Origin of the sequence: Nonomuraea sp. NPDC049152 (genome assembly GCF_040648355.1) — a bacterium.
GTDB lineage: Bacteria > Actinomycetota > Actinomycetes > Streptosporangiales > Streptosporangiaceae > Nonomuraea.
This window is the reverse complement of sequence record NZ_JBEZDO010000030.1, coordinates 100,011-120,412: the sequence shown is the minus strand read 5'-3', so window position 1 is coordinate 120,412 and position 20,402 is coordinate 100,011. Positions and strand designations below refer to the sequence as shown.

Annotated in this window: 17 protein-coding genes; 10 read left to right on the top strand and 7 right to left on the bottom strand. The window is 71.0% G+C overall.

Annotated elements, in window-relative coordinates; all coding sequences use genetic code 11:
• Positions 1-4: 4 nt before the first annotated feature.
• Positions 5-991, bottom strand: a complete 987-nt coding sequence (gene selD, locus AB0B45_RS39820) for a selenide, water dikinase SelD (RefSeq protein ID WP_358142052.1) — start codon at positions 989-991, stop codon at positions 5-7.
• 33 nt (positions 992-1,024) lie between these two features.
• Between selD and selA the strand changes: the two genes are divergently transcribed.
• Positions 1,025-2,311, top strand: a complete 1,287-nt coding sequence (gene selA / locus AB0B45_RS39815) for an L-seryl-tRNA(Sec) selenium transferase (RefSeq protein WP_358142049.1) — start codon at positions 1,025-1,027, stop codon at positions 2,309-2,311.
• On the top strand, positions 2,302-4,113 hold the full coding sequence (locus tag AB0B45_RS39810; RefSeq protein WP_358142046.1) for a SelB C-terminal domain-containing protein: 1,812 nt from the start codon (positions 2,302-2,304) through the stop codon (positions 4,111-4,113). Before selA ends, AB0B45_RS39810 begins: the two co-directional genes overlap by 10 nt.
• Here the strand turns inward: AB0B45_RS39810 and AB0B45_RS39805 are convergent.
• The 3 genes from AB0B45_RS39805 to AB0B45_RS39795 all read right to left on the bottom strand — a co-directional run bounded on the left by AB0B45_RS39805 (position 4,065) and on the right by AB0B45_RS39795 (position 6,526).
• Positions 4,065-5,243: a hypothetical protein gene (locus tag AB0B45_RS39805; RefSeq protein WP_358142043.1), complete on the bottom strand. Its 1,179-nt coding sequence runs from the start codon at positions 5,241-5,243 to the stop codon at positions 4,065-4,067. The two genes, AB0B45_RS39810 and AB0B45_RS39805, sit on opposite strands and share 49 nt — an antisense overlap.
• Positions 5,243-5,752: a SigE family RNA polymerase sigma factor gene (locus tag AB0B45_RS39800; protein ID WP_358142040.1), complete on the bottom strand. Its 510-nt coding sequence runs from the start codon at positions 5,750-5,752 to the stop codon at positions 5,243-5,245. Before AB0B45_RS39800 ends, AB0B45_RS39805 begins: the two co-directional genes overlap by 1 nt.
• Positions 5,753-5,818: 66 nt before the next feature.
• Positions 5,819-6,526, bottom strand: coding sequence for a TetR/AcrR family transcriptional regulator C-terminal domain-containing protein (locus AB0B45_RS39795; RefSeq protein WP_358142037.1), 708 nt, complete (start codon positions 6,524-6,526; stop codon positions 5,819-5,821).
• A gap of 54 nt (positions 6,527-6,580) precedes the next feature.
• Between AB0B45_RS39795 and AB0B45_RS39790 the strand changes: the two genes are divergently transcribed.
• Entirely contained in the window at positions 6,581-8,032 is a 1,452-nt protein-coding gene (locus AB0B45_RS39790; RefSeq protein ID WP_358142034.1) for an MFS transporter, read from the top strand.
• A gap of 157 nt (positions 8,033-8,189) precedes the next feature.
• Here AB0B45_RS39790 and AB0B45_RS39785 read toward each other — a convergent pair whose 3' ends face one another.
• A complete protein-coding gene (locus AB0B45_RS39785) occupies positions 8,190-8,894 on the bottom strand; it encodes an alternative oxidase (protein WP_358142031.1) in 705 nt (234 codons plus the stop codon).
• A 344-nt stretch (positions 8,895-9,238) separates the two neighbouring features.
• Here AB0B45_RS39785 and AB0B45_RS39780 point away from each other — a divergent pair, with 344 nt between their 5' ends.
• From AB0B45_RS39780 to AB0B45_RS39760, 5 genes are all read left to right on the top strand, one after another.
• Positions 9,239-10,513: an aspartate aminotransferase family protein gene (locus AB0B45_RS39780; RefSeq protein WP_358142028.1), complete on the top strand. Its 1,275-nt coding sequence runs from the start codon at positions 9,239-9,241 to the stop codon at positions 10,511-10,513.
• On the top strand, positions 10,500-12,005 hold the full coding sequence (locus AB0B45_RS39775; RefSeq protein ID WP_358142026.1) for a CoA-acylating methylmalonate-semialdehyde dehydrogenase: 1,506 nt from the start codon (positions 10,500-10,502) through the stop codon (positions 12,003-12,005). Before AB0B45_RS39780 ends, AB0B45_RS39775 begins: the two co-directional genes overlap by 14 nt.
• A 123-nt stretch (positions 12,006-12,128) precedes the next feature.
• Positions 12,129-13,307: an extracellular solute-binding protein gene (locus AB0B45_RS39770; RefSeq protein WP_358142023.1), complete on the top strand. Its 1,179-nt coding sequence runs from the start codon at positions 12,129-12,131 to the stop codon at positions 13,305-13,307.
• Positions 13,308-13,519: 212 nt separating this feature from the next.
• Positions 13,520-14,605: an LLM class flavin-dependent oxidoreductase gene (locus AB0B45_RS39765; RefSeq protein WP_358142020.1), complete on the top strand. Its 1,086-nt coding sequence runs from the start codon at positions 13,520-13,522 to the stop codon at positions 14,603-14,605.
• A gap of 4 nt (positions 14,606-14,609) precedes the next feature.
• Positions 14,610-15,191: an FMN reductase gene (locus AB0B45_RS39760; RefSeq protein ID WP_358142017.1), complete on the top strand. Its 582-nt coding sequence runs from the start codon at positions 14,610-14,612 to the stop codon at positions 15,189-15,191.
• 73 nt (positions 15,192-15,264) lie between these two features.
• Here the strand turns inward: AB0B45_RS39760 and AB0B45_RS39755 are convergent, their stop codons facing one another.
• A complete protein-coding gene (locus tag AB0B45_RS39755) occupies positions 15,265-16,692 on the bottom strand; it encodes an aldehyde dehydrogenase family protein (protein WP_358142014.1) in 1,428 nt (475 codons plus the stop codon).
• Positions 16,693-16,906: 214 nt separating this feature from the next.
• On the opposite strand from AB0B45_RS39755, the gene AB0B45_RS39750 reads away from it, so the two are divergent.
• The gene (locus tag AB0B45_RS39750; RefSeq protein WP_358142011.1) at positions 16,907-17,533 is read left to right on the top strand and encodes a TetR/AcrR family transcriptional regulator; all 627 of its coding nucleotides are present in this window, start codon (positions 16,907-16,909) and stop codon (positions 17,531-17,533) included.
• Here AB0B45_RS39750 and AB0B45_RS39745 read toward each other — a convergent pair.
• The gene (locus AB0B45_RS39745; protein WP_358142008.1) at positions 17,490-18,902 is read right to left on the bottom strand and encodes a PucR family transcriptional regulator; all 1,413 of its coding nucleotides are present in this window, start codon (positions 18,900-18,902) and stop codon (positions 17,490-17,492) included. The genes AB0B45_RS39750 and AB0B45_RS39745 overlap by 44 nt on opposite strands.
• A 124-nt stretch (positions 18,903-19,026) precedes the next feature.
• On the opposite strand from AB0B45_RS39745, the gene gabT reads away from it, so the two are divergent.
• Complete coding sequence (gene gabT / locus AB0B45_RS39740) at positions 19,027-20,373, top strand: 4-aminobutyrate--2-oxoglutarate transaminase (protein WP_358142005.1); 1,347 nt, start codon at positions 19,027-19,029, stop codon at positions 20,371-20,373.
• Positions 20,374-20,402 lie beyond the last annotated feature (29 nt).

Genomic DNA, 20,402 nt, shown 5'->3' with positions numbered 1-20,402 from the left:
CACCCTAGCGGATCATGATCGTGGCGTCGCCCGCCTTCACCAATTCGCCGATCACCGGCGCCCCGGGGACCTCGCCCGCGACCAGCAGCCCGCCGGAGGTCTGCGCGTCGGCCAGCAGCAGCAGCGTCTCCTCGTCCGCCGAACCCCGGTCGAGGTGCGGGGCCACCCACTCCAGGTTGCGCCGCGACCCGCCGGGCACGTACCCGTCGCGGATCGCCTCCCGCGCGCCCGCCAGCAGCGGCACGGCGGCCGCGTCGACGACCGCGCTCACCCTCGACGCCCTGGCCAGCTTGAACAGGTGCCCCAGCAGCCCGAACCCGGTCACGTCGGTGGCGCAGCGCACGCCCGCGTCGAGCGCGGCCATGGAGGCCTCGGCGTTGAGCCTCGTCATGATCTCGACCGCCTCGGCGAACACCTCGCCCGTGGCCTTGTGCCTGTTGTTGAGCACGCCGAGCCCCAGCGGCTTGGTCAGCGACAGCGGCGAGCCTGCCCTGCCCGCGTCGTTGCGCATCAGCCGGTCGGGGTCGGCCAGCCCGGTGACGGCCATGCCGTACTTGGGCTCGACGTCGGTCACGCTGTGCCCGCCCGCCAGGTGGCAGCCGGCCAGCGCGGCGACCTCCGCACCGCCGCGCAGCACCTCCCGCGCCAGCTCGTACGGCAGGACCTCCCGGGGCCAGCACAGCAGGTTGAGCGCCACCACGGGCCGCCCGCCCATCGCGTACACGTCCGAGAGCGCGTTGGCCGCCGCGATCCGCCCCCAGTCGTAGGGGTCGTCGACCACGGGCGTGAAGAAGTCGGCGGTGGTCACGATCGCCGTGCCGCCCTCGATCCTGACGACGGCGGCGTCGTCGCCGGTCTCCAGGCCCACCACCAGCTCGCCGAGCGGATCGGTGGGCGTCACCCCGAATCCGGTCAGCACCTCCTCCAGCTCGCCGGCTGGGATCTTGCACGCACAGCCACCGCCCTGGGCGAATTGCGTCAATCTCACCATGATCAGACTCTAGAGGCATCTATCTTGATCGTCATGACGGATCCGCGCCGATTCATTCCCCGAACGGATGCCGTGCTCGCCGACCCTCGGCTCGCCGAGGCGCTGGCGCGGCTGGGCCGTGCCCGGGTGAAGGCCGCCGTCGGTGACGCGCAGCGCCGCGCCAGACAGGGCGCCATCACGCCCGCCCAGGTGGTGGAGTCGGCGCTCGACGAGCTGACCGCGTCGGGCTCTCGCAGGGTCGTCAACGCCACCGGCGTGCTCCTGCACACCAACCTCGGCAGGGCGCCGCTGTCGCCGGCGGCGATCGAGGCGGTGCGCGCCGCCGCCGGCACCACCGACGTGGAGCTGGACCTGGTCACCGGGCGCAGAGGGCGGCGGGGCACGGCGGCCATGGCGGCGCTCGCCCGCGCGGTGCCAGGAGCGGGCGACGTGCACGTGGTCAACAACAACGCCGCCGCGCTCGTGCTGGCGGCCACGGCGCTGGCGCAGGGCCGCGAGATCGTCGTCAGCAGGGGCGAGCTCGTCGAGATCGGCGACGGGTTCCGGCTGCCCGACCTGATGGCCTCGACCGGCGCGCGGCTGCGCGAGGTCGGCACGACCAACAGGACGAGCGTCGCCGACTACGCCGACGCGATCGGTCCCGACACCGGGTTCGTGTTGAAGGTGCACCCGTCCAACTACCGCATCGAGGGCTTCGCGGGGACCCCCGAAGTCGCCGAGCTGGCCGGGCTCGGCGTGCCGCTGGTCGCCGACGCGGGGTCGGGACTGCTCAGCCCCGACCCCGCGCTGCCCGACGAGCCCGACGCCGCCACCTGGCTCGCCCACGGCGCCGACCTGGTCACCGCCAGCGGTGACAAGCTGCTCGGCGGCCCGCAGTGCGGGCTGCTGCTGGGCAGGGCCGATCTGGTCGAGCGGCTGCGCAGGCACCCGCTCGCCCGCGCCCTGCGGGTGGACAAGCTCACGCTCGCCGCCCTGGAGGCCACCATCGAGGGACCGCCCCCGCCCACGGCGCTCGCCCTGCACGCCGACCCGGCCGAACTCCTGCGCAGAGCCAGGACGCTCGCCGTACGGCTGGCCGACAAGGGGCTGGAGGTCGAGGCCGTGGCCAGCGTCGCGCGCGTCGGCGGCGGGGGCGCGCCCGGAGTCGAACTGGCCAGCGCCGCCGTCGCGCTGGAGGAGTCGCTTGCCGAGCCGCTGCGGCTGGGCGACCCGCCGGTCCTCGGCCGCGTCGAGCGTGGCCGCTTCCTGCTCGACCTGCGGGCGGTGCCCCCCGTCGATGACCAGGTCCTGTTCGACGCGGTGGTGGCCGTATGCGGGTGATCGCCACCGCGGGGCACGTCGACCATGGCAAGTCGACGCTGCTGCGCGCCCTGACGGGGATGGAGCCCGACCGCTGGGAGGAGGAGCGCCGCCGGGGGCTGACCATCGATCTCGGCTTCGTCTGGACCGGCGACCTGGCGTTCGTCGACGTGCCGGGCCACGAGCGCTTCCTGACCAACATGCTGGCGGGCGTGGGCCCCGTTCCCGCGGTGCTGTTCGTCGTGGCCGCCGACGAGGGCTGGCGGGTGCAGTCGCAGGAGCACCTCGACGTCGTCACCGCGCTCGGCATCAGCCACGGGGTGCTCGCGATCACCAGGTCCGACCTGGCCGACCCCGGCGCGGCGCTGGCCGAGGCGCGGGCCAGGACCGAGGGCACCGCGCTGGAGGGCCTGCCCGCGGTGGCCGTCAGCGCGCGCACCGGCGACGGCCTGCCCGAGCTGCGCGCCGCCCTCGCCGCGCTGGCGGCAGAGCTGCCGGATCCCGATCCCGAGGCCGACGTGCGGCTGTGGATCGACAGGGTGTTCACGGTCGCGGGACGGGGCACCGTCGTGACCGGCACGCTGGGAGCGGGCTCGCTCGCCACCGGCGACACGCTGGAGGCCGGCGGCCGGCCCCTGAGGGTGCGCGGCCTGCACAGCCTCGGAAGGGCCCACGACCGGATCGCGGGGCCCGCGCGGGTGGCGGTCAATGTGCGCGGCGCCGCCGCGGACGGCCTGCGGCGCGGCGACGTGCTGCTGACCCCCGGCCGCTGGCTGCCCACGACCACCCTCGACGTACGGCTCCCTCCGCCCCGTGAGGAGGCGCGGCGGCTGCCCCGCCAGGCGCTGTGGCACATCGGCTCGGCCGCCGTGCCCGCCAATGTCAGGCAACTGGGCGACGACACCGCCAGGATCGTCCTGGCGCACGCCCTCCCGCTGCGGATCGGCGACCGGGCCCTGGTGCGCGACCCGGGAAACCGCCACCTGTGGGGCGCGACCGTCGTCGACGTCCGGCCGCCGGGGCTGCGACGCAGAGGGGCGGCCACGCGGCGGGCGGCCGTGCTGGCGGACATGGACGGCGGCGCCGACCTCACCGCCGAGTTGCGCCGCCGCGGTCTGGCCAGACGGGCCGACCTGAACGCCATGGGCGTCCCCGCCACGGACCCGCCCGAGGGGGTGGTGGTCGTGGGGGAGTGGCTGGTGGATCCCGTCGCGTGGGCGGCCTGGCGGGAGCGGCTGATCGGCCTCGTCGCGGCGCGGGCCGTACAGGATCCGCTGGACCCCGGGCTTCCGCTGGAGGCGGCGCGGCAGGCGCTCGGGCTGCCGGACAGGGCGCTGGTGGACGCGCTCGCCGACAGCGCCGCCCCTCCGCAGGGGTTGCGAAGGGCACGCGGGCGGCTGCTGCCCGCCGGGTCGGCGCTGCCTCCGGCCACCGAGCGGGCGATCCGCACGCTGGAGGCCGCATGGGCGGCCGAGCCCTTCGCCGCTCCCGACAGCGTCCGGCTGACCGAGCTCGGGCTGGACGCCCGCGCCCTGGCCGCGGCCGAGGCGGCGGGACGGCTCACGCGCCTGGCCCCCGGCGTCGTCCTGCCGCCTGACGCCGCGCGGCGGGCGGTCGCCGTGCTCGCCACGCTGCCCCGCACGTTCACGACGGCGCAGGCCCGGCAGGCGCTCGGCACCTCCCGTCGCGTCGCGATCCCGTTGTTGGAGAGCCTCGACGCGAAGGGGACCACCCGCAGGGTGCGGGACGGCGAGCGGGAACTCGTGCGGACCGGTCAGAATCCCGGCATCACCACGTCACCTGACCAGCCTCGGAAGGAGTAGACGGCCAGCTTGCGCACCCGGCCCGTGTTGACGTCGATCGCGTACGTGACCTCGCCCATCGTGGGTGTGATGGACCTGTCCTTCATCCACGCGCGGTCGTGCAGCACGTCCGAGACGGCCACCTCGGTGGGGCTGACCCAGCTCCCCATGCTCCAGGGCCGGAAATCCTTCGGAGCGCCGCGGAACGTGACCTTGGTCATGATCTTGCCGGTCATGCCGTCGATCGTGACGATCGTGTCGTCGGGGCGTGACTTGCCTAGTTTGCCCGGATCGCCGTCTTCGCCGCCGGTCAGGTATGCCACGGTCCGCCCGTCCGGGGCGAGGCCGCCGACGTCGAAGCGGGTGTTTACGGCGCTGAAGGGGTGGACCTCGCCTCCGGACAGCAGGCCGAGCCGGAGACGCTGGTCCCCCACGACCACACCGCCGCCACCGTCGCCGACTTCCAGTACCTGCCAGCCTTCGGGCATCTCGGTGACGCGCCCCGTCTCAACATCCACGACCGCGTTCGGCAAGCCCACGCCGTTCAGTCCGAGATGGCGGCCGTCGGGGGACAGTTTCAGCATCACGCCCCCCTTCACCATCGTCTTCCTGTCCACCTTCTGCGGGGTCAGCCAGATCTGGCCGCCGGCCAGGTCCCGGACCGCGAACCGCTGGTCCTTCTCGCTGTAGTAGGCGACCCTGCGCCCGTCGGGGGTGATCACCAGCGGGGCCGCGGTGTTCATGTAGTTGGCTTCGGTCTGGTCGGTGTAGACACTCAGCGCCTCCGGCATCCTGAAGGTCTGGCCGGTCCGCGTCACCACTCGCCACTGCACGCATTCCTTGTCGGCGAAGGGTCCGCCCTTGCCCGGAGTCCACTTCTTGCCGCACCAGTCGTAGTAGGCGTGGCGCAGCGGCCCCACCCCTGAGGCGGGTAGCGCGTCACCGCGCACGGAGACGGCCACGTCGCCACCGCCTCTCGCTTGGGCGACGCCGAGCCAGGCGATCAGCAGCACCGACAACGCGCCCGCCGTGAGGGCGGTCCTGCGGCGCCTGCGGGTGGCGCGTCCATCGGCGACGGCCCGCCCCACGTCCACCGTCGTGAGCGGCGGTTCCTGGCCGGCCAGCGTGTCGAACAGGTGTCTGGTGTCCATCAGCACTCCTCCGTGTGCGAGAGGTGGGAGTACGGCGCGTCGAGCGTCGAGCGCAGGGTGGCCAGGCCGCGGGCGGTCTGGCTCTTGACGGTCCCGGTGGAGCAGCCGAGCGCGGCCGCGGTCTGCTCGACGCTCAGGTCGCAGTGGAAGCGCAGCACCAGGGTGGCGCGCTGGCGTGGCGGCACCGCGGAGAGCGCCCTGCTCAGGTCCACGGCCGTGTCGCGATCACCGCCGTGGGGCGGCGGATCGGGCGGCGCGGACATCAGCCGTACTCGCGAGAACCAGGCTGTCCGCTGCTCGGCGAGGAAGACCCGGATCAGGACCACCCGGACATAGGCATCGAGGTCGTCGGCGACGCGGGCCTTGCGCCACTTGACGTACAGCCGGGTGATCGCCGTCTGGACCAGGTCGTCGGCCCGGTGCCAGTCCTGGCACAGCAAGTAGGCGATCCGCCGTAACCAGGACAACCGCCCGGTCACGTAGGCGGTGTACTCCTCATCGAGGCTCATCGGTCTCCCAGGGAATCTGCTTTCACACCCGGGAAGATGCGCCCGACCCCCTAGCGGGTTGCACGGTCAGGAGCCGAGCCTTCTCTCCAGGCCGTCGAGCACGCACAGCAGGCCGAAGTCGAAGTTCACCGCGCGTACGGCCCGCTCGTCCAGTCCCGCGAGGTGTTCGGTACGGGCCACGAGGTCGGGGTAGTCGGCCGCGGCCATCTTCACGATCTCCCGCATGCTCTCGGTGTCGTAGCCGGCCGCCTGCGACATGCTCCGCCACGCCACCTCCGGGATGGTCGTGCCGATGACGTACGCGGTGATCGCCGATCCGGCGTAGTCCTGGTCCATCCCCCTGAACCCGGCCAGTACGAGTGCCCTGCACAGCCGATCACCCGCGCGCAGCGAGTTGGGGCCGATGGCGGGCATCCTGCCGATCAGGCTCGCGGCCCACGGATGGCGCAGGATCGCCTGCCGCATGCCGTGCGCGAAGGCGGAGGCGGTGTCCTTCCAGCCCACCGTGTCGGGATCGGGCACCGGCATATCGCCCCAGATCTCGTCGTAGGCCAGTTCGAGCAGCTCGTCCTTGTTGGCGACATGCCAGTAGAGGCTGGTGGCGCCCGCGCCGAGTTTGGCGCCGAGCTTGCGCATGCTCAGCGCTTCCAGGCCCTCCGCGTCGAGCAGTTCGAGCGCGGCGCGGACGATCTGGTCGCGGCTGAGCCCGTGCCCCTGCGCCTTGCTCTGCCTGGGCTCGCGGACCCACACCGAGGAGAACTGCTTGCTGGTCACGCCTTCAGCATAAATCCACTCGCACAGTGTACGAGTCTGTCGTACGGTGTGCGAGTGAACTCGAACGCTGTACGAGACCCGCGACGCTGGTGGTCTCTCGTCGTCCTGTGCCTGGCGCTGCTGCCGCTGGTCGTGGACAGCACCGTCCTCAACGTGGCGATCCCCACCCTGATGCAGGAGCTCGGGGCCAGCCCCTCGGAGATCCAGTGGATCCTCGACTCCTACGTGCTCGTCTTCGCGGGCCTGCTGCTCACCGCGGGAAGCCTCTCCGACCGGTACGGCAGACGCCGCTTCCTCATCATCGGCCTGGCGATCTTCGGCGGCGCCTCGCTGATCGCCGTCCTCGCCGCCGAACCATGGCAGCTCATCGCGGCCAGAGGGCTCATGGGCGTGGGCGGCGCGATCCTCATGCCCTCGACCCTGTCCATCCTCATCACGACCTTCGACGACGACGAACGGCGCAAGGCCATGGCCGCCTGGAGCGCCGTCGCCATGCTCGGCGTGATCGCCGGGCCCATCGTGGGCGGCCTCATCATCGAGAACTACTGGTGGGGCTCGGTCTTCCTGCTCAACGCGCCCATCGCGCTGATCGGCATCATCGCCGCCGTCGTCCTGATGCCCGAGACACGCGGGCCCGCGCGCAGGCTCGACCCGCTCGGCGTGGTGCTGTCGGTCGTCGGGCTGTTCTCGCTCGTCTACGTGGTCATCGAGCGGACGTGGAACCCTGTGCTGATCGCCCTGGCCGTGGTGTGCATCGGCGGCTTCGTGCTGTGGGAGCGCAGGACGGCCGACCCGATGCTGCCGCTCAGCCTGTTCGGGAACCGCAACTTCAGCGGGTCGTCGTTCTCGATCCTGCTCATGTCGTTCGGGTCCGGCGCGGTGATGCTGATGCTCACCCAGTACCTGCAGTTCGTGCTCGAGTACGGCGCGGCCCAGCTCGGGGTGGCGCTGCTGCCGTACGCGATCTCGGCGGCGGTCTTCAACGGCGTCGGCGCGGGGCTCGGGCAGAAGGTCAGCAACAGGACCCTGGTCGTCACGGGCATCCTGGTGATGGGGCTGTCGTTCGTGGTGATGGCCATGAGCGGCGGCTACTGGTCGTTGTTCGCGGCCTTCGTGATCATGGGCGCGGGCGGCGGGATCGCGGGGCCCGCGGCGTACGCGACGCTCATGGGGGCGGTGCCGGTGGAGCACGCCGGTGTCGGTTCGGCGCTGAACGACACCATCCAGCAGGTCGGCATGGCCCTCAGCATCGCCGCCCTCGGGAGTGTGCTGGCGGGGGTGTACACCTCGTCCATGCCCGAGTCGGCACCCGAGGCGGCCAGGGAGTCGATCGCCCAGGCGGTACGGCTCGCCCCCGGCGTGGCGGCCGCGGGAAGGGAGGCGTTCAGCACGGCGATGGCCACGGGGGCGTGGATCGGAGCGGCGTCGTGCCTCGCGGCGGCCTGCCTCGCCCTCCTGGTCCTGCGCCCCTCCGCCCCCGTCTCACCTGTCCCCGCAGAGGTCTGACGAACCGATACCGCACTCACGGAGGGCGCCGGGTCAAGCGCCATCGGATCCCCGAAGAGCCGCGGCTTCGCGCTCGTGGGAAGGGCCGATGGACCCGCCCGAAAGCCTCCGTGAGCGCGAGGTCGTTCCTCCGGGAAACCCGGAACGGTGCGCGACGTCATCGGGCGGGGGCGTAGTGCGGGTCCTTGACGTTCTCCAGGCTGTCCAGCTTGTGCACCCGCTCGTCGTGCCCGATCTGCCGCAGCAGGTCGGCCACCGACCGGTACCGGCCGTACTCGTCCGCGTACGTCCCCGGGTCAGGCATGAACTCCAGCTCGGGGTTCTCCGCCACGAACGTCATGTACTCGTGCTCCGCGTGGTCCTCGAACTCCGCGTTGAGCCGGTAGCTGGCCTCGGGCCTGACCAGGAACAGCACCCACGAGACGTGGTAGTAGAAGAACGAGATGAACCATGGCGCCACCTTGTGCAGGAGCCAGTTCTGCCTCATCCCGTTGCGCTCGATCAGGTCCTGCATGATCAGCAGGTGCCACTGCTCGTTGTCCTGGTCGGAGCGGGCCTCCACGATCCGCTCGAAGACCCGCTTGGCGAGGACCGACTTCCCTGCGTAGCGGTGCACGGCCCAGTAGCCCACCCGCTCCCACGCCTGGTACGGCACGCGGGCGATGATCTCCAGCATCGCGAACTTGGTGAACGACCCCTGCTTGCCGTACATGAGGTCGACGGGCTTGAACATCATCTTGGCCAGCAGGCTGTAGTCCATGCGCGGGGTGGCCATGGTCTCCCGCTGCGCTTGGCGGAGTGCCTCGCGGTCGAGCTTGGGGGGTCCTGCGGGGGCCTCGGGGCGGTCGATCGTGATGGTCATCTCGGGTCTCCTCTTTCGTCGATGACCCGATGGTGCTCGACCCGCCCATGCCGGGGCGTCCGCCGCAGGAGGGCATTCGTCATGCCTCTCGCGATGTAGCGGGTGAAAAGGGCGTACACCGCCAGGCGCACGGGACATCCCCTAGGGGGCACACGGGCCCCGCCCGACCTCGGCGATCTTCGGCGTCCCCGGTGGCGCAGGGGGTTTCGGCCGCACCCGCGCCCTTCCCCGTTGAACGTCCTTATGTCCTGACATATTCTGCCAGGGCAGAGTGTAAGCGGATGTCGCGTCATGCCGACAGGTTGGAGGTGGGATGCACGGTGAATAACCGGGATACTCGGAGCATGTCGGACCTTCTCGCGCGCCACAAGGCGGTAATCCCCAACTGGGTGGCCCTCTACTACAACGAGCCCATCGAGATCGTCAGCGGCAAGGGCAACCGTGTCGTCGACGCCTCGGGCAAGAGCTACCTCGACTTCTTCGCCGGGATCCTCACCAACATGATCGGGTACGACGTGCCCGAGGTCCGTGAGGCCGTCGAGCGCCAGCTGGCCACCGGCGTCGTGCACACCAGCACCGTCTACCTGCTGCGCGGCCAGATCGAGCTGGCCGAGAAGATCGCCAGGCTCTCCGGGATCCCCGACGCGAAGGTCTTCTTCACCAACTCGGGCACCGAGGCCAACGAGACGGCCCTGCTGCTCGCCACCTACGCGCGCAAGTCCGACCAGGTGCTCGCCATGCGGCAGAGCTACCACGGCCGCTCCTTCGGCGCGGTCGGCGTCACCTCCAACCGCGCGTGGAAGAACAACTCCTACTCGCCGGTCAACGCGACGTTCCTGCACGGCGCCGACCGGCACCTGCCCCAGTTCGCGGGCCTGTCGGACGCCGACTACATCAAGGTCTGCGTCGAGGATCTGCGGCACGTGCTGGCGACCGGCGTCTCCAACGACGTGGCCGCTCTCATCGCCGAGCCGATCCAGGGCGTGGGCGGCTTCACGATGGCCCCCGACGGGCTGTTCGCCGCCTACAAGGAGGTCCTCGACGAGGAGGGGATCCTGTTCATCTCCGACGAGGTGCAGACCGGCTGGGGTCGCACGGGGTCGGCGTTCTTCGGGATCCAGAACCACGGCGTGACCCCCGACATGATGACGTTCGCCAAGGGCCTGGGCAACGGGTTCGCCGTCGGCGGCATCGTGGCCCGCGGCGACCTGCTCGACAACCTGCACGCGGTCGGCCTGGCCACCTTCGGCGGCAACCCGATCTCGATGGCCGCGGCCAACGCCACGCTCGACTACGTGCTCGACCACGACCTGCAGGCCAACGCGGCCAGGACGGGCGCGCTCATCATCGACGGGCTGCGCGAGGCCGCGAAGCGGCTGCCGATCGTCACCTCCGTCCGCGGCAAGGGCCTGATGTTCGCCGTCGAGCTGGCCAGCTCCGAGCTGGCCGCCAGGTTCATGGAGGAGTCCAAGAAGCTCGGCCTGCTCGCGGGCAAGGGCGGCCTGTACGGCACGGCGATCCGCATGGCGCCCCCGCTCACCCTGACGATGGACGAGGCGGCAGAGGGCCTCGGCATCATCGTCAACGCTTTGGAGACCATCAACGATGAAGTGCGTTAACCACTGGATCAACGGCTCTCGCGTCGACGGCGACAGCCGGACCGCCGAGATCTTCAACCCCGCCACGGGCGAGGTCAGCGGCAAGGTTGCGATGGCGTCGGTCGCCGACGTGGACGCCGCCGTCGCCGCCGCCGTCGCGGCCTTCCCGGCCTGGCGCGACGCCTCGCTGGTCAAGCGGGCGCAGGTGCTGTTCCGCTTCCGCGAGCTGATGTACGCCCACCGCGACGAGCTCGCCGCGCTGATCTCCGCCGAGCACGGCAAGGTGCACTCCGACGCCCTCGGCGAGGTCGCCAGGGGCCTGGAGGTCGTGGAGTTCGCTTGCGGGATCCCGCACCTGCTCAAGGGCGGCTTCTCGGAGGGCGTCTCGACCAGGGTCGACTCCTACTCCATGCGCCAGCCGATCGGCGTGGTGGCGGGCATCACGCCGTTCAACTTCCCCGCGATGGTGCCGATGTGGATGTACCCCATCGCCATCGCCTGCGGCAACGCCTTCATCCTCAAGCCTTCGGAGAAGGACCCGTCGGCTTCGCTGCTCATGGCGCGGCTGTGGCAGGAGGCGGGGCTGCCCGACGGCATCTTCAACGTCGTCCAGGGCGACAAGGTGGCGGTCGACCGCCTCCTGGAGCACCAGGACGTCAAGGCGGTCTCCTTCGTCGGCTCCACCCCGATCGCCCGCTACGTCTACGAGACCGGCACCTCGCACGGCAAGCGCGTGCAGGCGCTCGGCGGCGCCAAGAACCACATGCTGGTCCTGCCCGACGCCGACCTCGACCTGGTCGCCGACTCGGCCGTCTCGGCGGGCTTCGGCTCGGCGGGCGAGCGGTGCATGGCGATCTCGGTCGTCCTGGCGGTGGACCCGGTCGGTGACGAGCTCGTGGACAAGATCGTCGAGAGGGTCTCCAGGCTGACCATCGGCCCCGGGGACGACGAGCGCTCCGAGATGGGCCCGCTGGTCACCGAGGTGCACCGCGACAAGGTGGCCTCCTACCTGGACCTGGGCCTGTCCGAAGGCGCCAAGCTCGTGGTGGACGGCCGCGAGACCCAGGTGCTCGGCGGCGGCAAGGCCGCGGACACCCCGGGCTTCTGGCTCGGCCCCACCGTCCTCGACCACGTGCCCGCGGGCTCGCGCGTGCACACCGAGGAGATCTTCGGCCCCGTCCTCTCGGTGGTGCGGGTCTCCTCCTACGAGGAGGGCCTGGAGCTGATCAACGGCGGCGAGTACGGCAACGGCACCGCGATCTTCACCAACGACGGCGGCGCCGCCAGGCGCTTCCAGAACGAGGTGGAGGTCGGCATGGTCGGCATCAACGTGCCGATCCCCGTGCCGATGGCCTTCTACAGCTTCGGCGGGTGGAAGGCGTCGCTGTTCGGCGACACCCACGTCCACGGCGCCGAGGGCGTCCACTTCTACACCCGTGGCAAGGTCGTCACCTCCCGCTGGCTCGACCCGTCGCACGGCGGTGTGAACCTCGGGTTCCCGACCAACAAGTAGTGCGGAGAAACGCCCCGCGGGCCCGGCGCCCGCGGGGCGTTCGCGCGCCCGGGCGACCGACGCGGCCGGCGCGCTCCAGGACGCCTTCCCCGGTAAGCTCCAGGCTGGACAGAGGGGGGTTTCGTGAGACACCGCATACCTGCCATGGCGGTCGCCGGCGCAGCGTGCATGGCGCTGGTCGGGTGCGCGGCGAGTACGGCCGCGGGCCGTACCACCTCGGCGCGGGTCACCCCCAGCGCGAGCCCGGCTTCCGCGTCGGCGACACCGGCGCAGAAGTCCACGCCGACCCCCACGCCCTCCGCGAGCGCCAGCCAGCCGCAGAGCGACGGCACCCTGCAGATCCTCACCTACCAGGGCCACGCCGAGTCGGGCGGGGCGGGCAGCAACTGGGTCTCCGACTTCGAGAGCACGACCGGCTGCCGCATCGCCAGGCTCGATGCCGTGCAGACGGCGCAGGACATGCAGGCCAAGGTGGGCGAGCGGGGCTACGACGTGATCTCGGCGGGTCCCGAGGTGGCCGCGAGCCTGATCGCCGCCGACCAGGTGCAGCCCATCGACACCGCCAAGGTCACCGGCTACGACGAGCTGACCAAGCGGCTGCGCGACCAGACCGAGGTCGGCGGCAAGGTGTACGGCGTGCCGTACCTGTGGGGCGTCAACGAGATCATCTACGATGCCGCCAAGGTCAAGCCGCGCGACGCGCTCGCCCTGTACGACAGTCAGCGGTCGGCGTTGCCCGACAGCCCGCTGAGCGTCGCCGACGCCGCGCTCGCCGGCAAGGTCGCCGACCCGTACCAGCTGACCCGTGCGCAGCTCGACCAGGCCATGACGCTGCTGGGCAAGAACAAGCACCGGCTCTACTGGAAGGAGCCGATCTCGCTGGTACGGGCGTTCGCGACGGGCAAGGTCGACATCGCGCAGGCCACGCCGTACTTCAGGCTGTTGCTGCAGAAGGCGGGCAGGGACGTCAAGGCGCTCGACACACCCATCACCGGCTGGGTCGACTCCTGGATGCTCGGCGCGAACACGCCCAGCCTCGACTGCGCATACCGCTGGCTGAGCTGGACGGCCGCTTCCTCGACCCAGCACGACGCGGCCGCGTGGGTGGGGCTCGCGCCCGCCAATCCCAAAGCCTGCAAGAAGGAGCTGAGGCAGCTCTGCGAGGCGTACGGCATCGACGACGAGAAGAAGTTCGAAAAGGTCACCTTTGCGGTTCGCCCACCGGGGGATTGCAAACCCCCGAAGGGGGAATGCACTGACTACGCCACCTGGGAGGAGCGGTGGCGTGAACTGGTGAGTTGATCGGGGGCACGTCGACCACCACGTGACCATGCCGCGGGCGTGCCCGTCCCCCCGCTGGGCGACGTCCGCCAGGGGCGTCCCGGGCGTTTCCCCCGACCCCGGGGCGCTCCTCTTTTTGCCCTCCCTTTGCCGCATCCCGTCGCGTGGAATATCCTATGGATGGTCACTGTTAATGACGATTGAAACTTCAACGTGAAGGAGCGGAGATCGCCATGCAGTTCGGTATCTTCACGGTCAGCGACGTCACCCCCGACCCGACCACCGGCACGACGCCGACCGAGGCCGAGCGGATCAAGGCGATGGTCGCCATCGCGCTCAAGGCCGAAGAGGTCGGCCTCGACGTCTTCGCGACCGGTGAGCACCACAACCCGCCGTTCGTCGCCTCGTCGCCGACGACCATGCTCGGCTACATCGCGGCCAGGACCGAGCGGCTCATCCTGTCGACGTCCACGACGCTGATCACCACGAACGACCCCGTGAAGATCGCGGAGGACTTCGCGATGCTGCAGCACCTGGCCGACGGCCGGGTGGACCTCATGATGGGCCGCGGCAACACCGGGCCCGTCTACCCCTGGTTCGGCAAGGACATCCGCGACGGCATCCCGCTCGCCATCGAGAACTACGCGCTGCTGCACAGGCTGTGGCGCGAGCAGGTCGTCGACTGGGAGGGCCGCTTCCGGACCCCGCTGCAGGGCTACACCTCGACGCCCGCGCCGCTCGACGGCGTGCCGCCGTTCGTCTGGCACGGCTCGATCCGCAGCCCCGAGATCGCCGAGCAGGCCGCCTACTACGGCGACGGGTTCTTCGCCAACAACATCTTCTGGCCGAAGGAGCACTACCAGCGGCTGATCGACCTGTACAGGAGGCGTTACGCGCACTACGGCCACGGACTCCCCGAGCAGGCCATCGTCGGGCTCGGCGGCCAGGTGTTCATGCGGAAGAACTCCCAGGACGCCATCCGCGAGTTCCGCCCCTACTTCGACAACGCCCCCGTGTACGGCCACGGCCCCTCCCTGGAGGAGTTCATGGCCGAGACCCCGCTCACGGTCGGCAGCCCCGACCAGGTCATCGAGCGGACCCTCAAGTTCAGGGAGCACTTCGGCGACTACCAGCGCCAGCTGTTCCTGATCGACCACGCGGGCCTGCCGCTGAAGACGGTGCTCGAGCAGCTCGACATCCTCGGCGAGGAGGTCGTGCCCGTGCTCCGCAAGGAGTTCGCCGTCGGCCGTCCGGCCAACGTGCCCGACGCCCCCACCCACCAGTCGCTGCTGGCCAAGGCCACTGCCGTAGGAGTGTGACCCCATGAAGCTCGCCGTCGTCTCGGCCGGTCTCAGCCAGCCGTCCTCGACCCGCCTGCTGGCCGACCGCCTGGCGTCGGCGAGCGCCGCCAGGCTGCCGGAGGTGGAGATCGAGGTCATCGAGCTGCGCGACCTCGCCGTCGACATCGCCAACAACCTGGTGACCGGCTTCCCCGGCGCCAAGCTGCGCCGCGCCATCGACGCGGTGACCTCGGCCGACGGCCTGATCGCCGTCACGCCGATCTTCACCGCGTCGTACAGCGGCCTGTTCAAGTCGTTCTTCGACGTGATCGAGAACGACACCCTCGCGGGCAAGCCGGTGCTGATCGCGGCCACCGGCGGCACGGCCAGGCACTCGCTGGCACTGGAGCACGCGCTGCGCCCGATGTTCGCCTACCTGCGGGCGATCGTCGTGCCGACGGCGGTCTACGCGGCCTCGGAGGACTGGGGCGCCGAGGGCCTGCCCGAGCGCGTCGAAAGGGCGGCGGAGGAGCTGGCCGGGCTGATGTCAGGACTGCGGGGCAGAACCGCGCCCGCCGACGAGGTGGTCCCGTTCGAGCAGCAGCTGGCGGCGCTGCGGCGCTAGGAGCAGGGCGTGCTCGTGAAGGAGCCCGATGAGGCGATCGCCTCATCGGGCTCCTTCGTTCACTTCGGTTCGATCAGAGCGAAAGGCCCGTGAGGACCATGACCTTCTCGTAGGTGAGGTCCTCCATCGCCGAGTGGACGCCCTCGCGGCCGACGCCCGACTCCTTGACCCCGCCGTAGGGCATCTGGTCGGCGCGGTAGGAAGGCACGTCACCGATGATCACGCCGCCCACCTCCAGCTCGCGGTTGGCGCGGAAGGCCATGTCGAGCGAGCGCGTGAACACGCCCGCCTGGAGGCCATACTTGGAGGAGTTGACCGCGTCGAACGCCTCGTCGACCGACGCGACCGACTTGATGATCATGACGGGTCCGAAGACCTCCTCGCAGGAGACCTTCGAGTCCTCGGGGACGTCGGTGAGGACCGTGGGCGTGATGGTGGCGCCGTCGCGGGTGCCGCCCGCCAGCACGCGGGCGCCCGAGGCGACGGCCTCGTCCACCCACGCGGAGACGCGCTCGGCGGCGGCCACCGACACCAGCGGCCCCACCTGCGTCTTCTCGTCCAGCGGGTCGCCGGTGACCAGGCCGGACACCGCCGTGAGCAGCTTCTCCTCGAAGGCCTCGCGCACCGACTCCTCGACGATGACCCGCTGGACGGCGATGCAGCTCTGCCCCGCCTGGTAGTTGGAGAACAGCGCCACGCGCGAGGCCGCCCAGTCGAGGTCGGCGTCGGCGAGCACCACGGCCGCCGCGTTGCCGCCCAGCTCCAGCGTCACGTGCTTGCGCGGCACCTGGTCCATGATCGCGTAGCCGACCGGGCCCGAGCCGGTGAAGGACACCACCGGCAGGCGCGGGTCCTGCACCAGCGCGGCGGCGCGCTCGTTCTCGATGGGCAGGACGGAGAACATGCCCGCGGGCAGGTCCGTCTCGGCCAGGATCTCGCCGAGCACCAGCGACGACAGCGGCGTGGCGGGGGCCGGCTTGACGATGACGGGAGCCCCCACCGCGATCGCGGGAGCGACCTTGTGCGCCACGAGGTTCAGCGGGAAGTTGAACGGTGTGATCGCCAGCACGGGGCCGCGCGGCTGCCGGGTGACGTAGCCGAGGCGGCCAGTGGCCGCGGGCTCGGTGTCGAGCCGCTGCACGCCGCCCGACCAGCGCCTGGCCTCCTCGGCGGCGAAGCGGAAGGTCGAGATCGCGCGGTTGACCTCGCCGCGCGCCCAGAAGATCGGCTTGCCGTTCTCGCCGGTGATCAGCTGGGCGATCTCCTCGGCGCGCTCGGCCAGCCGCTTGGCCACATGGGCCAGCGCCTCCGCCCGCACGTGCACGGGCAGCGCCGCGGCTTCCTTCTGTACGGCGGCCGCCGCGGCGATCGCCTCCTCGACCTGCGCCTCGGTCGGCACAGAGTAGGTGCCGACCACGCGACCATCGTGGGAGTTGGTAACGGTGAGCTCGGTGTCCCCCTTGGCGGGGCGTCCAGCGAGCCAGAAGGTGCGCACGTCCATACCCCGACGCTATGCCAGAACCCAGGGCGGGTAAGTTCTCCACGTTGCACAACCGCGCGGGGGCGGCAGGCCGTTACGAACAAAGGAGCTTTCCCGATTGTGTAACGGAAGTAGTGCTATTTCAGGATGTTTAGCTTGTCGAGTGGTTTGAGTGATCTCCGTACTGGCTAAGTCCTCTTGGTGCGGTTCCTCCGAGCGTGAAAGGCCGAGCCCCATGACCTCCACTGCGCCGCTGGGGCTTCAGGGTGCCTACCTGCTGGGCGAGAGGACCTCTCACGACCAGCTTCGCGGTCGTCTCCTCGAGGTCGCCGCGACCCTTCTGACCGCCGAGGGCGCCGACGGCCTGTCGGTGCCCAGGATCGCCACCGAGGCGGGCTGCTCGACGACGGTCATCTACACGATGTTCGGCAGCAGGGAGGGTCTGGCCGAGGCCCTTTACCTGGAGGGCTTCGAGCGCTTCCGCCGCTTCCTCGAAGGCGTGCCGGCGCGGAAGGACCCCTTCGAGTACCTCGGCGCTCTCGGCCCCGCCTACCGCGAGGCGTGCATGGCCGAGCCCGGCTTCTACACGCTGATGTTCGAGAAGGCCATCCCCGGTTTCGAACCGAGCGAGCGCGCCAGGACCCTCGCCCGCGCCGCCCTCAACATCCTCGACAGGGTGATCTCCGACTGCATCTCCGCCGGCTACCTCGTCCCCACCCAGCCCCGCAAGATCGCCGACGCGCTGTGGGCGGCGGCGCAGGGCGCGATCAGCCTCGAACGCGCGGGTCACCTGCGCGACGGCCGCACCTACGAGGCCGTCACGACCGCGACGATCTGCGGCTACCTGGCCCCGAAGAGTTGAGCGCGATCCACAGCTCGGCCCGCACCCCCGGATCGTCGAGGTCGCGGCCGAGCAGCTCCGACACGCGCTTCATCCGGTAGCGCAGCGTGTGCCTGTGCACGCCGAGCCGCTGCGCAGCCGCGTCCCAGTGGCCGTTGGCCGTCAGGTAGGCGCGCAACGACTCGATCAGGTCGGCCCGCGAGCCGTACTCGTTGAGCGGCGCGAGCAGCGCGGCGGCGAACGCGCTCGCGGCCGCCGGATCCAGCAGCGCCAGCAGGCCCTGCCCTGCCAGGTCGGCGAACCTGACCGTGCCGCCGCCCGTCTTGCGCGCCGCCTCCAGCGCGCGGCCCGCCTGCTCGATGCCGCTGCCCAGCTCGCCGTACGCGACCGGCGAGCTCACCCCGACGGGTCCTTCGGCCAGGGCGGGCACCTCCTCGACCAGCGCGATCCCTCCGCTGGTGAACGTGCGCGGCTCCAGCGGCTCCAGCGTCTCCGCGTCGGCCGCGAGAACGGTGAAGGGCTCCTCGGGCAGCCGCCCGCCCAGCGGGGCCAGCGCGGCACGCGCCTGGTCGACCTCGCCCGCCAGCAGCAACGCCAGTACGGCCGAGCGCACGCCGCGCTCGGCCGCCACCAGCGTCCTGCCCTGCTCCAGCGCCAGCGTGAGAAGGGAGCCGGCCGCGTTGATGATGGTGTGCGCCATGGGGGAGAAGGGACGCGGGGCGCCGACCGCGAAGAAACCATGGATGCGCCTGGAAGCGCCCCCGATCGGCTGCACGATCACGTGCTCCCCAGGCGACGACAGCGCCACGCTGGACAACGGCCGTTCGGCGGGATGGCCGTCCTTCGACGCGCGGCGCAGCCGGTCGAGGACGGGCATGACGGCGTCGAGGCGGGCGCCGGACGTGGCGTGCTCGACCTCGCCCGACTCGCCGAGCAGCGCCGCCCAGCCCTCGACCTCCCTGGCCAGCCTGTCGATCACCGCGTGCGCGCCCTCGGGGCGCAGCGCCGCCCTCGTCAGCCTGCCCTGCGCGGCGAACGCCCTGCTGATCTCCTCGTACTGCTCGGCCGCCAGCAGCTCGCTGACCGCCTTTCCGATCGCGATGAACGGCGTCTCGCGCGGCACCTCCAGCAGTGGCAGCCCCGCCGTGGCGGCCGCCTCGATCAGCTCCGCGGGCACCTCCGCGTGGGTCAGCCCGACGGCGAAGCCGAGCCCCGCCACCCCGCGCTCCACGAGCCTGCCGACGTAACGCCCGAAGTCGGCCGTCAGGCGCATCCCCGTGGTGAGGACCAGCTCGCCGCCCTCCAGGAACGGCGTAGGGTCCTCCAGCTCGCTGACCGCGACCCACCGCACGGGGTGGTCGAGCGAACCGGCCAGCGGAAGCAGCCGCATGCGGCGCACCACTGTCTGCAGAGAAGGCGCCATCGAGTGTTTGTCCATTCCGGCAAAGCGAGCTAGGCCCATTGTGCCATCACGACACATCGAGACATGGCGCTGCCCGCCGTACCGTCACAGCATGAGCAACCAGCAGGGAGGCCCTGCGCTTCCGCAGGAGCGCCGCCTCGTCACCGAGATCCCAGGACCGAAGTCGCGGGAGCTGCTCGCGCGCAAGCAGGCGGCCGTCCCGCCGGGCATCGGCACGACGCTGCCGGTCTTCGTGACCCGGGCCGGTGGCGGCGTGGTCGTCGACATCGACGGCAACTCCCTGATCGACTTCGGCTCGGGCATCGCCGTGACCAGCGTGGGCAACGCCGCTCCTCGCGTGGTCGAGCGGGTCGGCAGGCAGGTCGCCGAGTTCACGCACACCTGCTTCATGGTCACGCCCTACGAGTCGTACGTCGAGGTTTGCGAGAAGCTCAACAGCCTCACGCCCGGCGACCACGAGAAGCGCACGTTCCTGGTGAACAGCGGCGCCGAGGCCGTCGAGAACGCGGTCAAGGTCGCGCGCCTGGCCACCGGCAGACAGGCCGTCGTCGTGTTCGACCACGGCTACCACGGCCGCACGCTGCTCACGATGACCCTCACCGCCAAGAACATGCCCTACAAGCAGGGCTTCGGCCCGTTCGCGCCCGAGGTCTACCGGGTGCCGCTGGCCTACCCGTTCCGCTGGCCGACCGGTCCGGAGAACTGCGCCGAGGAAGCCGCCGCGCAGGCCATCGACGCGATCACCAAGCAGATCGGCGCCGCCAACGTGGCCGCCGTCGTGATCGAGCCGATCGCCGGCGAGGGCGGCTTCATCGAGCCTGCCAAGGGCTTCCTGCCGCGCATCGCCGAGTTCTGCCGCGAGAACGGCATCGTGTTCATCGCCGACGAGGTGCAGACGGGCTTCGCCCGCACGGGCCGGCTGTTCGCCTGTGAGGACGAGGGCGTCGTGCCCGACATCATCACCACCGCCAAGGGCATCGCGGGCGGCCTGCCGCTGGCCGCGGTCACCGGCCGCGCCGACCTGCTGGACAAGGTGCACGCGGGCGGCCTCGGCGGCACCTACGGCGGCAACCCGCTGGCCTGCGAGGCCGCGCTCGGCGTCCTGGAGACGATCGAGTCGGAGGACCTGGTCGGCAAGGCCCGCCGCATCGGCGAGATCATGCTGCCCAGGCTGAAGGCCATGCAGGAGCGCTACGACATCATCGGCGACGTCCGCGGGCGAGGCGCGATGATCGCGATCGAGCTGGTCAAGCCCGGCACCAAGGAGCCCAACCCCGAGGCCCTGGCCGAGATCGTCCGCAGGTGTCACGCCGAGGGTCTGCTCGTGCTGACCGCCGGCACCTACGGCAACGTCCTCCGCTTCCTGCCGCCGCTCGTCATGCCCGAGCACCTGCTCGAAGAGGGTCTCGGCATCCTCGAAAAGGCACTGTCCGCATAACCACGCGAAAATCGGGCATCCGGCTTGCG